This window comes from Streptomyces sp. NBC_01268 (assembly GCF_036240795.1).
In the GTDB taxonomy this organism is placed as follows: domain Bacteria; phylum Actinomycetota; class Actinomycetes; order Streptomycetales; family Streptomycetaceae; genus Streptomyces.
The window spans coordinates 1,532,958-1,546,081 of the sequence record NZ_CP108454.1 but is presented as its reverse complement, the minus strand read 5'-3'; the positions used below and the strand labels follow the sequence as shown (position 1 = coordinate 1,546,081).

General features: G+C 72.8%; 12 protein-coding genes and 1 pseudogene. 6 read left to right on the top strand and 7 right to left on the bottom strand.

The genetic code is table 11. The features are described 5' to 3' along the window. The first annotated feature begins 1 nt into the window (after position 1). Positions 2–1,102 carry a phosphotransferase family protein gene (locus OG309_RS06545; protein ID WP_329418890.1) on the top strand — a complete coding sequence of 367 codons (1,101 nt, stop codon included), beginning with the start codon at positions 2–4 and terminating at the stop codon, positions 1,100–1,102. Between the two features lie 3 nt (positions 1,103–1,105). Here the strand turns inward: OG309_RS06545 and OG309_RS06540 are convergent, their stop codons facing one another. After that, a complete protein-coding gene (locus tag OG309_RS06540; RefSeq protein WP_329418888.1) occupies positions 1,106–1,474 on the bottom strand; it encodes a hypothetical protein in 369 nt (122 codons plus the stop codon). Positions 1,475–1,697: 223 nt separating this feature from the next. Here OG309_RS06540 and OG309_RS06535 point away from each other — a divergent pair, with 223 nt between their 5' ends. From OG309_RS06535 to fxsA, 4 genes are all read left to right on the top strand, one after another. Further along, a complete protein-coding gene (locus OG309_RS06535) occupies positions 1,698–2,138 on the top strand; it encodes an Lrp/AsnC family transcriptional regulator (RefSeq protein ID WP_329418887.1) in 441 nt (146 codons plus the stop codon). 67 nt (positions 2,139–2,205) lie between these two features. Next, positions 2,206–3,816, top strand: a complete 1,611-nt coding sequence (locus OG309_RS06530; RefSeq protein ID WP_329418885.1) for an amidohydrolase — start codon at positions 2,206–2,208, stop codon at positions 3,814–3,816. Between the two features lie 402 nt (positions 3,817–4,218). Next, positions 4,219–4,998 (top strand): polyprenol monophosphomannose synthase, encoded by a 780-nt coding sequence (locus tag OG309_RS06525; RefSeq protein ID WP_329418883.1) that lies wholly within the window; start codon positions 4,219–4,221, stop codon positions 4,996–4,998. Between the two features lie 47 nt (positions 4,999–5,045). Then, on the top strand, positions 5,046–5,639 hold the full coding sequence (fxsA, locus tag OG309_RS06520) for an FxsA family membrane protein (protein ID WP_329418881.1): 594 nt from the start codon (positions 5,046–5,048) through the stop codon (positions 5,637–5,639). A gap of 94 nt (positions 5,640–5,733) precedes the next feature. On the opposite strand, the gene OG309_RS06515 is transcribed toward fxsA, so the two are convergent. The 4 genes and pseudogenes from OG309_RS06515 to yczE all read right to left on the bottom strand — a co-directional run. Further along, complete coding sequence (locus OG309_RS06515) at positions 5,734–6,108, bottom strand: RNA polymerase-binding protein RbpA (RefSeq protein ID WP_015032218.1); 375 nt, start codon at positions 6,106–6,108, stop codon at positions 5,734–5,736. A 255-nt stretch (positions 6,109–6,363) separates the two neighbouring features. Next, the gene (locus OG309_RS06510) at positions 6,364–7,761 is read right to left on the bottom strand and encodes an MFS transporter (protein ID WP_329418879.1); all 1,398 of its coding nucleotides are present in this window, start codon (positions 7,759–7,761) and stop codon (positions 6,364–6,366) included. Between the two features lie 49 nt (positions 7,762–7,810). Beyond that, positions 7,811–8,575, bottom strand: coding sequence for a glycerophosphodiester phosphodiesterase family protein (locus tag OG309_RS06505; RefSeq protein ID WP_329418878.1), 765 nt, complete (start codon positions 8,573–8,575; stop codon positions 7,811–7,813). Between the two features lie 191 nt (positions 8,576–8,766). Then, positions 8,767–9,399 (bottom strand): annotated as a pseudogene (yczE, locus tag OG309_RS06500) (membrane protein YczE); the annotation flags it as partial. A gap of 113 nt (positions 9,400–9,512) precedes the next feature. Here yczE and OG309_RS06495 point away from each other — a divergent pair. Beyond that, positions 9,513–11,012, top strand: coding sequence for an SCO1417 family MocR-like transcription factor (locus OG309_RS06495; RefSeq protein WP_329418877.1), 1,500 nt, complete (start codon positions 9,513–9,515; stop codon positions 11,010–11,012). Between the two features lie 135 nt (positions 11,013–11,147). Here OG309_RS06495 and OG309_RS06490 read toward each other — a convergent pair whose 3' ends face one another. After that, positions 11,148–12,785 (bottom strand): hypothetical protein, encoded by a 1,638-nt coding sequence (locus OG309_RS06490; RefSeq protein WP_329418875.1) that lies wholly within the window; start codon positions 12,783–12,785, stop codon positions 11,148–11,150. Positions 12,786–12,822: 37 nt separating this feature from the next. Next, on the bottom strand, positions 12,823–13,017 hold the full coding sequence (locus tag OG309_RS06485; protein WP_046907412.1) for a hypothetical protein: 195 nt from the start codon (positions 13,015–13,017) through the stop codon (positions 12,823–12,825). Between the last annotated feature and the right edge of the window lie 107 nt (positions 13,018–13,124).

The window sequence follows — 13,124 nt, the reverse complement described above, 5'->3', positions numbered from 1 at the left end:
CATGGCCACCGCGCCCCGCCCCCGCACCACCACCCGGGACCCCGAGGAGCTGGGCCGGCGGCTGACCGCCTGGCTCGACGAGCGGCTCCCCGGCGCCCGCGTTGACGGCCTGGCCGTGCCCGGATCCAACGGCATGTCCAGCGAGACCCTGCTCTTCGACCTCGACCACCCCGGCGCCCCGGTCCGCGGCTGCGCCCTGCGGCTCGCCGCCGACCCCGCCGCGTACACGGTCTTCCCCGTCTACGACATGGCCCGCCAGCACCGGGTGATGCGCCTGGTCGGCGAGCACACCGACGTCCCCGTGCCGCGGGTGCTCTGGCTGGAGGAGGACCCCGGCCCGCTCGGCGCGCCCTTCTTCGTGATGGCCCGCGCCGAGGGCCGCGTCCCGCCGGACGTCATGCCCTACACGTACGAGGGGAACTGGCTGCACGCGGCCGACGACGCCGAACGCGAGCTCCTGGAGGCCGAGTCGGTCGGCGTCATCGCCCGGCTGCACGAGCAGTTCCCCGCGAAGGAGGCCGAGTTCCTGCTCCCGGACGGCGCCGGCAGTCCGCTGCGCCGCCATGTCGACGCCCAACGGGAGTACTACGCGTGGGTGGTGAAGGGCCTGGCCCCCTCACCGCTCATCGAGTCGGCCTTCGACTGGCTGGAGGCGCACTGGCCCGCCGACGAGGGGCCCGCCGTCCTCAACTGGGGCGACGCGCGCATCGGCAACATCGTCTACGACGGCTTCACGCCGGCCGCCGTCCTCGACTGGGAGATGGCGGCCTGCGCCCCGCGCGAGGTCGATCTCGGCTGGACGGTCTATCTGCACCGCTTCTTCCAGGACCTGACGGTGAGCTTCGGGCAGCCGGGACTTCCCGGCTTCCTGCGCCGCGAGGACATCGAGCGGCGCTATGCGCGGCTCACCGGGCACACCCCGCGCGACATGGAGTTCCACACGCTCTACGCGGCGCTGCGGCACGCGATCGTGATGCTCAGGATCGCGTACCGGCAGGCGTACTTCGGAGAGGTGGACGTGCCGGCCGACGGCCAGGGCGCGGACGCCCTGATCCTGCACCACGCCACCCTCGCGGCGATGGTGCAGGGACGCTACTGGTGAGGCTCAGGCGGCGCGGCGCAGCTGCGACGGCTTGATCGGACGCGAGCCCGGACCGCCGACGTGCGAGAAGGGCTGCGTCCGCCAGTCGAGGCCCTGGGGGAGCGTCAGGAGCAGGGCGGTGTCCTGCTCCTGCACCTCCAGCGTCTCGTCCGCGGGGTGGGCCTCGGCGGCGGGCAGGCCCGTGCCGGTGCAGACCGTGAGCACGAAGGGGTTCCACGGCGTCGGGCACAGCGCGTGCTCCGGGAGCACGTCCTCGTCGGCGAGCAGCGCGATGGGCTGGACGCAGTCCGGGCAGATCACCCGGAACATCTCAAAGGTGTCGTACGCGTCGAGCTCGTCGGACGTGTCGACGGAATCAACAGGCTCCTGCATGGAGATCTCCCCCTCGGACGGGTCGGCCGGATCTGAGTGGCCTCGACCACAGCAAGCAATTCCCATACGGTCGGCCGCATAACCGTGAGGTCACGCACGAGCCCCGCCAAAACCTGTGGCGTTCGTCACATGCCCGTCGCAGGTGCCCCGTGGATGCCCATAGTCAGGCATAAGGGAAGCCCTCGGCTGTGCCCCGGCCCCGTCGGGGCAATAGGGTCACCGCATGGAGGAGCTGGATCGTCAGATCGTCGAGTTGCTCGTCAAGGACGGGCGCATGAGCTACACCGACCTGGGCAAGGCCACGGGCCTGTCCACCTCGGCGGTACATCAGCGCGTCCGGCGCCTGGAGCAGCGCGGAGTCATCCGCGGCTATGCCGCCGTCGTCGACCCGGAGGCCGTGGGCCTGCCGCTCACCGCCTTCATCTCGGTGAAACCCTTCGACCCCAGCGCCCCCGACGACACCCCCGACCGGCTCGCCGACATCCCCGAGATCGAGGCCTGCCACAGCGTCGCGGGGGAGGAGAACTACATCCTCAAGGTGCGCGTCGCCACCCCCCTGGAGCTGGAGCACCTGCTCAGCCGCATCCGCTCCCAGGCCCACGTCTCCAGCCGCACCACCGTCGTCCTCTCCACCCCGTACGAGTCCAGGCCGCCGCGCGTCTGAGCGCGGACCCGCGGCGGACCCGAACCCGCTGGTAAGGAAGGCGTCCGCGACGGCCTAGCCTGGTCGCATGAGTGCGTACGAACACCGCACCGTGCTGCTGCGCGGTGGAGAAGTCCACAGCCCCGCCGACCCCTTCGCCACCGCCATGGTGGTGGAGCGCGGGCACGTCGCCTGGGTGGGTTCTGAGGGCGCCGCCGACGCCTTCGTCTCGGGCGTGGACGAGGTGGTCGACCTCGAAGGGGCGCTCGTCACCCCGGCGTTCGTCGACGCGCACGTGCACACCACGGCCACCGGTCTGGCCCTCACCGGCCTCGACCTGTCCGCCGCCGCCTCGCTCGCCGACGCCGCGGAGCGGATCCGCGCCCACGCCGCCGCCCGCCCGGCCGACCGCATCCTCATCGGGCACGGCTGGGACGCCGCCCGCTGGCCTGAGCGCCGCCCGCTCACCCGCGCCGAGCTCGACGAGCTCACCGGCGGCCGCCCCCTGTACCTCACCCGGATCGACGTCCACTCGGCCGTCGTCACCACCGCCCTGCTCGACCTCGTGCCCGGCGTCCGCGAGCTGACCGGCTTCCACGACGGGCAGCCGCTCACCGGCGACGCCCACCACGCCGTCCGCGCCGCCGCCTATGCCGCGCTCTCCCCGCAGCAGCGCACCGAGGCCCAGCGCGCCGCCCGCCGGCACGCGGCCTCGCTCGGCATCGGCACCCTGCACGAGTGCGGCGGCCCCGAGATCTCCTCCGAGGACGACTTCACCGGCCTGATGGACCTCGCCCGCAGCGAGCCCGGCCCCCGGATCGTCGGCTACTGGGCCGACCTCGACATCGAGCGAGCCCGCGCCCTCGGCGCCCTCGGCGCGGCCGGCGACCTCTTCGCCGACGGCTCCCTCGGCTCGCACACCGCCTGCCTCCACGAGCCCTATGCCGACCGGCCCGCCGCCGGAGTCGCCCACCTGGACGCGGCCGCGGTCACCGCCCACGTGGTGGCCTGCACCGAGGCCGGACTCCAGGCCGGTTTCCACGCGATCGGCGACGCCGCCGTCGACGCCGTGGTGGAGGGCGTCCGGGCCGCCTCGGAGAAGCTGGGCCTCGCCCGCATCCGGTCCGCCCGGCACCGCGTCGAGCACGCCGAGATGCTCACCCCCGAGTCGATCGCGGCCTTCGCCGAGCTGGGCCTGACCGCCTCCGTGCAGCCGGCCTTCGACGCGTACTGGGGCGGCGACGAGGGCATGTACGCCGACCGCCTCGGCGTGGAGCGGGCCCGCACCCTCAACCCGTACGCCGCCCTGCTGCGCGCGGGCGTGCCGCTCGCGTTCGGCTCGGACAGCCCGGTCACCCCGCTCGACCCGTGGGGGACCGTCCGCGCGGCCGCCTTCCACCGCAACCCCGAGCACCGGATCTCGGTCCGGGCGGCCTTCACCGCGCACACCCGCGGCGGCTGGCGCGCGGTCGGCCGGGACGACGGCGGCATCCTGGTGCCGGGCGCCCCCGCCGACTACGCGATCTGGCGCACCGACGAGCTGGTGGTCCAGGCGCCCGACGACCGGGTGGCCCGCTGGTCGACCGATCCGCGCTCCGGGACGCCCGGTCTGCCCGATCTGTCACCGGGGCGCGATCTTCCCGTCTGCCTGCGGACGGTCGTGTTCGGACAATCGGTGTTCGTACGACCGAACGAGTGACGTGGGGACATTTCGAGCTGCCGCTCGAAAACGTCCGGGCTCGCCCTCGACCTGCGGATCTTCGTGGACCACGTCCGTGAACGGTTCATCACCGCAGGTCAAACGGGTGTTGACAGCCGACGGTCCGGGGCCGGTAGGTTCGGCACGTCCACCAAGGACGTCCGACCGGTTTCAAACCTCCACGCAGGCACCGAACGCCGCCCGCGCCTCGGGGGCGAGGGAAGGTTTTTCCGGCGGAGGGTGCGACCCGGGTGGGGCCCCGGCGTTCAGTAGACAACGGCATCGGACGTCCCGCAGCCAGCGGGTCCCGGGTCGGCCCGAAGGACGCCGGGCCCCGATCCCGCACCCGGTGCGCGGGGCTCGCTATGGTGGTGGCTCGCGTATGTATCCGAAGGGGCAGTAGTGAACGACGGTGGCCAGAGGCGTTACGGCCCGCTCGGCAAGGCCTTGGTGATCATTCCGACCTACAACGAGGCGGAGAACATCAAGCCGATCGTCGCGCGGGTGCGGGAGGCGGTTCCCGAGGCGTACGTCCTCGTCGCCGACGACAACAGCCCCGACGGCACGGGCAAGTTCGCCGACGAGATCGCCTCCGAGGACGATCACGTCCACGTCCTGCACCGCAAGGGCAAGGAGGGGCTCGGCGCGGCCTACCTCGCGGGCTTCCGCTGGGGCATCGAGCACGGCTACGACGTCCTCGTCGAGATGGACGCCGACGGCTCGCACCAGCCCGAGGAGCTGCCCCGGCTGCTCACCGCCCTCAAGGGCGCCGACCTGGTGCTCGGCTCCCGCTGGGTGCCCGGTGGCCGGATCGTGAACTGGCCGAAGTCCCGCGAGTTCATCTCCCGCGGCGGCAGCCTCTACTCCCGCGTCATGCTCGACGTGCCGATCCGCGACGTCACCGGCGGCTACCGGGCCTTCCGCAAGGAGACCCTGGAGGGCCTCGGCCTCGACGACGTGGCCTCCGCGGGCTACTGCTTCCAGGTCGACCTCGCCCGCCGCGCGGTCGCCGCCGGCTTCCACGTGGTGGAGGTCCCGATCACCTTCGTCGAGCGCGAGATCGGCGACTCCAAGATGAGCCGCGACATCCTCGTCGAGGCGCTGTGGCGGGTCACCGGCTGGGGTCTGAGCGCCCGCGCGCAGAAGGTCGGCAAGCTGCTCGGCCGCAGGTCCGCGAGCTGATCTTTCCTTTACGACGTTCCAGCGGGCCGCCAGGCACACTGGGGAGCATGACGACCGGCGCAACGCCTCCCCTCGCCCCCAAGCGCTCCCGCGCGCGTACGTTCCTCCCGCTGGCCATCGCCGCCTGGCTGGTCCTCGAGATCTGGCTCCTGACGGTGGTCGCGAACGCGGCCGGCGGGCTCACCGTCCTCCTGCTGCTCGTCGGCGGCGCCGTGCTCGGCGCCACCGTGATCAAGCGGGCGGGCCGGCGCGCCTTCGCCAACCTCACCGGGACCTTCCAGAAGGCCCAGGAGGCGGCCCGGACGGGCGCGGTGCCCACGGAGGCCGACCGCACGGGCGCGGAGGACCGCAACGGCTTCCTGATGCTCGGCGGGCTCCTCCTGATGATCCCCGGGCTGCTCTCGGACGCGGCCGGACTGCTGCTCCTGATCCCGCCGGTGCGCTCGGCGCTCGGGCGGTACGCGGAGAAGGCCGTGGAGCGCCGGATGGGCGCCGCTCCCCAGGGAAGCCTCCAGGACGCCTTCCAGCAGGCCCGTATCCACCGGCCGGACGGGAAGGTCGTGCAGGGCGAGGTCATCCGCGAGGACGCGCCCCAGGGGCCGCGGGAGCCCCACGCGCCCCGGCCGCCCCTGATGCCCTGAGCGGCACGCCCCGGAACGAGAAACGCCGAGGGGCCCGGTACACGAAGTGTGTACCGGGCCCCTCGGCGTTTCTCTCAGGCCGTGCGGCCGTCCGTCAGGCGGACTTCCGGCTGTCGCGCGGATGCACGGCGATGTTCATGGCGCCGGAGCGCAGGACCGCCAGCCTCTCGGCCAGCACCTCCTCCAGCTCCTCGCGAGTACGCCGCTCCATGAGCATGTCCCAGTGCGTACGCGCCGGCTTGCCCTTCTTTTCCTCGGGGCCGTCCCCGTCCACCAGGAGAGCCTGGATTCCGCAGACCTTGCATTCCCACTCCGGCGGAATTTCCGCCTCAACCGAGAAGGGCATCTCGAAACGATGCCCCTTCTCGCATGCGTACTCCACCGCCTGGCGCGGGGCCAGATCGATGCCGCGGTCGGTCTCGTAGCTGGTCACCACGAGGCGCGTGCCGCGAAGAGCTCGCTCACTCATGAATCGTGCCTCCCGGGCTTGTCGCCCACAGGACAGGTGTCGCTGTCGTCGTCATCCGGTCAACGTCCGGTCGGCGGTAAAGATTCCCGTTCCGGGTCATGCGTCGCCCGTCGTGCCGCCCCTTGTTGTACCCACCAGTGCCCGTTTTGTCACATCTGGCAGCAGATGTCACTCAACGTCTTCGCCAAATCGGCACGCAGTAACGGTCCGCCTGGCAGGCCAAAGGCGTACACTACCGGCCTTTCACTTCCGCGTCTAAATCCGGTCCGGTACGGGGTTCCCCGCGGCGGCCACGGCCTGCCGAACCGGCACCCTTGCGAGGAGCACGAACCCGACAGCGAAGAAGATCACCAGGGAGATGATGGCATCCCGGTAGCTCCCGGTCAGCTGATACGCGAGACCGAACACCAACGGCCCCAGCCAACTCAGCCCGCGGTCGCTCATCTCGTACGCCGAGAAGTACTCCGCCTCCTTGCCGCGCGGCACCAGATGGGAGAAGAGCGAGCGGGACAGCGCCTGGCTGCCGCCCAGGACCAGGCCGATCGCCGCCGCCAGGAAGTAGAAGAAGACGGGCGCGTCGGCGGGCAGGAAGTATCCCGCCGCCAGGATCGCCGTCCACACGGCCAGCGACCCCAGGATCGTCCGCTTCGCCCCGTACGAGCGCGCCATCCGGCCCATGCCGAGCGCGCCCGCCACGGCCAGCACCTGCACCAGCAGCACCGCCGTGATCAGCGTCGTCTGGTCGAGGTTCAGCTCCTCCGAGCCGTACACCGAGGCCTGGGAGATCACCGTCTGCACGCCGTCGTTGTAGATGAGGTAGGCGAGCAGGAAGGAGAGCGTCAGCGGGTGGCGGCGCATGTCCCGCAGGGTGGCCCGCAGCTGCTTCCAGCCACTGCCGACGGCTCCCTCCGTCGCGCGCTCGGCCGGATCCGTACGCCGGTCGCGCAGGCGCCGTAGCGGCACCAGCGTGAAGGCGCCCCACCAGAGCCCCGCCGAGGCGAGACAGATGCGCACCGCGGCCCCCTCGGACAGGCCGAAGGACTCGTGGCCCGAGTACACGACCAGGTTCAGCACCAGGACCAGCGCGCCGGAGGTGTAGCCGAAGGCCCAGCCGCGGGAGGAGACCGTGTCCCGCTCGTCGGGCTCGGCGATCTGCGGCAGAAAGGCGTTGTAGAGCACCATCGACACCGACAGCGAGGCGTTCGCCACGATCAGCAGGAACGCGCCCAGCAGATAGCGGTCGCCGTCCAGGAAGAACATCCCCGTCGTGGCCGTCGCGCCCACGTAGGCCGACGCCGCCAGCAGCGGCTTCTTCCGCCCCGTGCGGTCCGCCGCCGCGCCCACCAGCGGCATCGCGAGCACCGCGACGACGATCGAGGCCGAGACGGCGTACGCGAAGAGGGAGCCGGCCCGCACGGGTATGCCCAGTGGGTGCACGAACCCCTCCGGGTCCGCAGCCGCCTTGGCGACCGAGGTCAGGTACGGGCCCAGGAACACCGTCAGCACGCTCGTCGAGTAGACCGAGCAGGCGAAGTCGTAGAAGTACCAGCCGCGCTGTTCGCGCTTGCGCTCGGCAGCGCTCGCCGGACCGGCAGGGCCGGCCGGATCGGCGGCACGGCCGTCCGGCCGGCCCGTGTTGTCGACGTCGGTCAAGGCCGCGCCCCCTCGTTCGTCCCCGTGGTCCCCGTGGTGGTACGCGCGCTCAGACCCACAGTCCGCGGTCCGTCAGGACACCGCGCAGCGTCTCCAGATGATCGGTCATGATGCCATCCACGCCAAGGTCCAGGAGGGCGTGCATCCGGTCCGCCTCGTTCACCGTCCAGACGTGCACCTGGATCCCCCGGGCGTGCGCCTCGCGCACGAAGCGGCGGTCCACCACCGGGACGCCGGCCTGCCGCTCCGGGACCTGGGCCGCCACCACGCCCGCGCGCAGCGCCGCCGGGATGCCCAGCGAACGCAGCCGGAGCCCCAGGACGCCCTTCACACCGAACGAGGTGGCCAGCCGCGGCCCGGCCAGCCGCTGGGCCCGCGCGACCCGGCCCTCGGTGAAGGAGCCCACGCAGATCCGGTCCCAGGCGCCGGTCCTGGCGATCAGGTCCACCAGCGGCCCGAGGGCGGACTCCGTCTTCAGGTCCACGTTCCAGCGCGCCTCGGGGAACTCCTCCAGGAGCTCCTCGAAGAGGGGCAGCGGCTCCTTGCCGGCCACGCGGGCCTCCCGGACCGCCGCCCACGGCAGGTCCCTGATCCGGCCCCCGGCGTCGGTCACCCGGTCCAGGGTCGAGTCGTGGAAGGCCACGAGGACGCCGTCCGCCGTCGTGTGCACATCGGTCTCGAAGTAGCGGTATCCGGCCGCGGTCGCGCGCCGGAACGCCTCCGCGGTGTTCTCCAGGCCGTCCGCCGTGCCGCCGCGGTGGGCGAACGGGAGAGGGGCCGGGTGGTCGAGGTAGGGGTGGCGTACGCGAGTCACCGCCGCAGTATGGCCTGTCAGGGCGCCCGGGTGGCGACGGGAGCGGGGCCGGCGGTCTGCGGGTGGGACCCGGCGCCCGATCCGATGCCCGATCCGATGCCCGATCCGGCGCCCGATCCGATGCCCTGGATGTCGGTTCCCTGCTCCTGGATGTCGGATCCGATCTCCTGGATCCGGAGGTCGGATCCGACCGCCTGGACATCGGATCCGGAATCCGCCTCGGGTATCGCGAACCGCCGCAGGAAGAACTGCGCCAGCGGGCCGATGCACAGGGCGTAGAGCACCGTGCCGACGCCGACCGAGCCGCCGAGGACGAAGCCGGTGGCGACGACGACGATCTCGATCGCCGTGCGGACCAGCCGGATCGACCGTCCGGTCAGCCGGTGCAGGCCGGTCATCAGGCCGTCCCGCGGGCCGGGGCCGAGCCGCGCCGCGATGTAGAGGCCGGTCGCCGCGCCGTTGAGCACGATGCCGAGCACCATCAGGGCGATCCCGGCGGGCAGGCCGTCCACGTCGGGCACGAGGGCGAGGGTGCCGTCCATGGCGAGGCCGACGGCGAAGACGTTGGAGACGGTGCCGAGCCCCGGCTTCTGGCGGATCGGGATCCACAGCAGCAGGACGACCGCCCCGACGCCGATGGACACGACCCCGATGGTCAGACCGGTCTTCTCGGCGAGACCTTGGTGGAGGACGCCCCAGGGCTCCAGACCGAGCCCGCCGCGCACGAGCAGCGCCGAGCTGATCCCGTACAGCGCGAGACCGGCGTAGAGCTGGACGAGCCGGCGGGTCAGATGCCGGCCGCGGAGGCCGGAGGCGATGGACACAGGATTGCCCCCTGGGTGGTGACCGGGTGGTCGTGGTGGACTGGCTCATGACACTCTGTGGCGGGAGAACATGAGCCAACCATGGCCAATTCGCGGAAGGTGGACTGATTTCCATGGCCCAGTGGACTTCGGCGGTGGGGCCCGCGCAGCTCGCCCGGCAGCTCCAGGCGCAGCAGGCCCGGCCCGCCGTGCCCGGCGTCCGCAAGCCGCCCGCCTACCGTGCCCTCGCCGACGGCATCCGGCTCCTCGTCCTGGAGGGCCGGGTCCCGGTCGCCGCCCGGCTGCCCGCCGAGCGGGAACTGGCCCTCGCGCTCACCGTCAGCCGCACCACCGTCGCCGCCGCCTACGAGGCGCTGCGCACCGAGGGCTTCCTGGAGTCCCGGCGCGGTGCCGGAAGCTGGACGGCCGTCCCGGCCGGCAACCCGCTCCCGGCCCGCGGGCTCGAACCGCTGCCCCCGGAGTCGCTCGGCTCCATGATCGACCTGGGCTGCGCGGCGCTGCCCGCGCCCGAGCCCTGGCTCACCCGGGGCATCCAGGGCGCCCTGGAGGAGCTGCCGCCGTACGCGCACACCCACGGCGACTACCCGGCGGGACTGCCCGCGCTGCGGCAGATGCTCGCCGACCGGTACACCGAGCGGGGCATCCCGACCATGCCCGAGCAGATCATGGTCACCACCGGCGCCATGGGCGCCATCGACGCCATCTGCCACCTCTTCGCCGGCCGCGGCGAGCGGATCGCCGTGGAGTCGCCCTCGTACGCCAACATCCTCCAGCTGATGCGGGAGGCGGGCGCCCGGCTGGTTCCCGTCGCCATGGCCGAGGGGCTCGACGGCTGGGACCTGGGCCGCTGGCGCCAGGTGCTGCGGGACGCGGCGCCCCGCCTCGCGTACGTCGTCGCCGACTTCCACAACCCCACCGGCGCCCTCGCCGACGAGGACCAGCGGCGCCAGCTGGTGGAGGCGGCCCGCTCGGCCGGCACCGTGCTGGTGGTCGACGAGACGATGACGGAGCTCTTCCTGGACGACGACGTGACGATGCCGCGGCGGGTCTGCGCCTTCGACCCGTCCGGCGCCACCGTCCTCACCGTCGGCTCGGCGAGCAAGGCGTTCTGGGCGGGCATGCGGATCGGCTGGGTGCGGGCCGCGCCGGACGTGATCCGCTCGCTCGTCGCCGCCCGCGCCTACGCCGACCTCGGCACCCCCGTCCTGGAGCAGCTCGGCGTCAACTGGCTGATGCGCACCGGCGGCTGGGAGGAGGCCGTCGGTCTGCGCCGGGCCCAGGCCCGCGAGAACCGTGACGCCCTGGTGACGGCCGTGCGCAGGGAACTGCCGGACTGGGAGTTCGAGGTGCCCAAGGGCGGCCTGACGCTGTGGGTGCGCACCGGCGGCCTGTCGGGCTCACGCCTCGCGGAGGTCGGGGAGCGGGTCGGCGTCCGGGTGCCGTCGGGGCCGCGCTTCGGGGTGGACGGCGCCTTCGAGGGGTACGTCCGGCTCCCCTTCACGGTCGGCGGCCCGGTCGCCGACGAGGCCGCCGCCCGTCTGGCCGCCGCGGCCCGCCTGGTGGAGGCGGGCGCCGGGGCCGGTGTCGAGGCACCGAGGTCCTTCGTGGCCTAGCCGTCGGTCCGGGCGTGCGGCAGGACGTCTCCCTGGGGGCGTCCTGCCGCGAGCCCGGCCGCAGCCCGTACGCAGAAGGGGGCGGCCGCACCGGTGAAGGTGCGGCCGCCCCCTTCTGCGTACGGGCTGTGGGGCTCAGCCCTCCGCGGGCACCGGGGAGGGCAGCGCGGTGGGACTGGGGCTCTTGCGCAGGGTCGGTGCCGTGTCGGCGTCGGCGTCCGGGTCCGGGGCCGAACCCGGGGCCACCTCGATCGTCGCCGTCGTGGCCGTCTGCCGCTCCGGGAGCAGCTCCAGGACCGCCTGGCGGTGTGCCTCGCTGGTCCCGTCGTCGAAGGGGTCGGGCGTGGCCGGCACCTGGAGGCGCAGCACGGGCGCCGTGCCGAGGCGGGCGTAGCCGCGGCCCGGCGGGACGTCGGGGACCGGCGTGGTGTGCGGCCGGCTGCCCAGGACCGAGGCGATCTGCTCGGGGGCGGCCGGGCCGAGCACGACCCGGGCCCGGGTGTGGGTCCGTACCGTCTCGCCGAGCATCTCCAGGCTGTCGAACTGCTCGGCCACCACGACGGTGACCTGCGCGGCGCGTCCGTGCCGCAGCGGCACCTGGAGCAGGTCCTGCGGGTCGGGGCGGCCGTCGGCGGCGGCCAGGTGGCCCAGCACGCTCGGTCGGTCGAGCAGGATCCACAGCGGGCGCCGGGTGTCGTCGGGGGCCGGGTGGCCCGCCTGGCGGGCACGGTTCGCGGCGATGAGGCGCCGCTCGGTCTCGTGTGCCGCCCATTCCAGGCTCGCCAGGGCGCCCGAGAGCCCGCACTCGACGGCGAGCACCCCGGCCCGGCCGACGAGACAGGCGAACTCTCCGGTGCCGCCGCCCTCGATGACCAGCACGTCGCCGTGGGGGAGGGCCTGGAGCGCGATCGAGCGCAGCAGGGAGGTGGTGCCGCTGCCGGGCTGTCCGACGGCCAGCAGGTGCGGTTCCGTGGAGCGCGGCCCGGTGCGCCAGACGACGGCCGGGGCGTCCTCGGTGCCGTCGGCGGCCCGGACGGGCACGGTCCGCTGGACGGCGTCGGCGTCGGTGAAGCCGAGCACGGTCTCGCCGGGCACGGTGACGAAGTGCTGGGCGGCGATGGTGGTGGGGAGCGCGTCGAGCACGTGCATGGTCAGCCGGTTGCCCTCCTCGTCCCAATCGAACAGGTACTCGCGGCCCCGGCCCGACTTGGCGTGCAGCAGCTGCTCGATGCGGGCGCGGGCGGCGGGCTCGCCGTCGGTGAAGTACGGGGGGTAGGAGATGCGGAGCCGGGTGGGCCGGCCGTCCTCGTCGAAGGTGTAGTCCGCGAAGGCCTCGCTCCAGTCGCCGCCGTGGGAGAAGAGCGGCTCCGGGTCGTCGGGGAGCGAGAAGTACGGCACCAGGGCCTCGTACAGGCCCTTGAGCCGGGCGACCTCGGCGTCGTCGGGCCCGGTCTTGACGACCGGGCGCTCCCGTCCCTGCCAGGCGGCCGTGCCCATCACCCCGACGAGGGCGAGCAGCGGGCCGTACGGCATGAAGGCGACGACGAGGATGCAGGCCGCGACCAGGAACAGCGTGGGACCGCGCCGCTCCTTGGGGGTCGCGGCCCACTTGGCGCGCGCGGTCGCGGCCAGCTTCCGCAGACCACGCGAGATGGTGATCAGCGGATGGAGCACATCGGTGGCGCTGTCGGCGGCCGTGCGCGCGATCTCTCGGCTGCGAGCGATCTGGGCGCTGCCGCTGCTCAGAATGCGGGGGAGTGGTCGCCGGGCCACGTCGTACTCCTGAAGGGGTGGAAGGGACTGGGGGGCGTCAGAACTTGATCCCGCCCAGAAGGCTGGCGAGGCTCTGTCCGCCCGCGGTGATGCTGGGGGCGATGGCGGTGCCCGCGAGGTAGAACCCGAAGAGGGCGCTGACCAGGGCGTGCGAGGCCTTCATGCCGTCCTTCTTGAAGAACAGGAAGCAGATGATGCCGAGCAGGACGACGCCTGAGATGGACAGGATCATGAGGTGTTCTCCTGGTTGAGGGGACAGTCACCATCAGTCCTTCCAGGTTCACAGCAAGTATCTATGTGACTAAAGGTGCATATGGGTGAATTGCTGGCGTTTTCACT

Bases quoted from the DNA above. Each gene is read 5' to 3' on its own strand.
- OG309_RS06530 (WP_329418885.1), top strand. From the start codon at position 2,206: ATGAGTGCGTACGAACACCGCACCGTGCTGCTGCGCGGTGGAGAAGTC.
- OG309_RS06485 (WP_046907412.1), bottom strand. From the start codon at position 13,017: ATGATCCTGTCCATCTCAGGCGTCGTCCTGCTCGGCATCATCTGCTTC.
- OG309_RS06540 (WP_329418888.1), bottom strand. From the start codon at position 1,474: ATGCAGGAGCCTGTTGATTCCGTCGACACGTCCGACGAGCTCGACGCG.
- OG309_RS06545 (WP_329418890.1), top strand. From the start codon at position 2: ATGGCCACCGCGCCCCGCCCCCGCACCACCACCCGGGACCCCGAGGAG.
- OG309_RS06515 (WP_015032218.1), bottom strand. From the start codon at position 6,108: ATGAGTGAGCGAGCTCTTCGCGGCACGCGCCTCGTGGTGACCAGCTAC.
- fxsA (WP_329418881.1), top strand. From the start codon at position 5,046: ATGACGACCGGCGCAACGCCTCCCCTCGCCCCCAAGCGCTCCCGCGCG.
- OG309_RS06535 (WP_329418887.1), top strand. From the start codon at position 1,698: ATGGAGGAGCTGGATCGTCAGATCGTCGAGTTGCTCGTCAAGGACGGG.
- OG309_RS06495 (WP_329418877.1), top strand. From the start codon at position 9,513: ATGGCCCAGTGGACTTCGGCGGTGGGGCCCGCGCAGCTCGCCCGGCAG.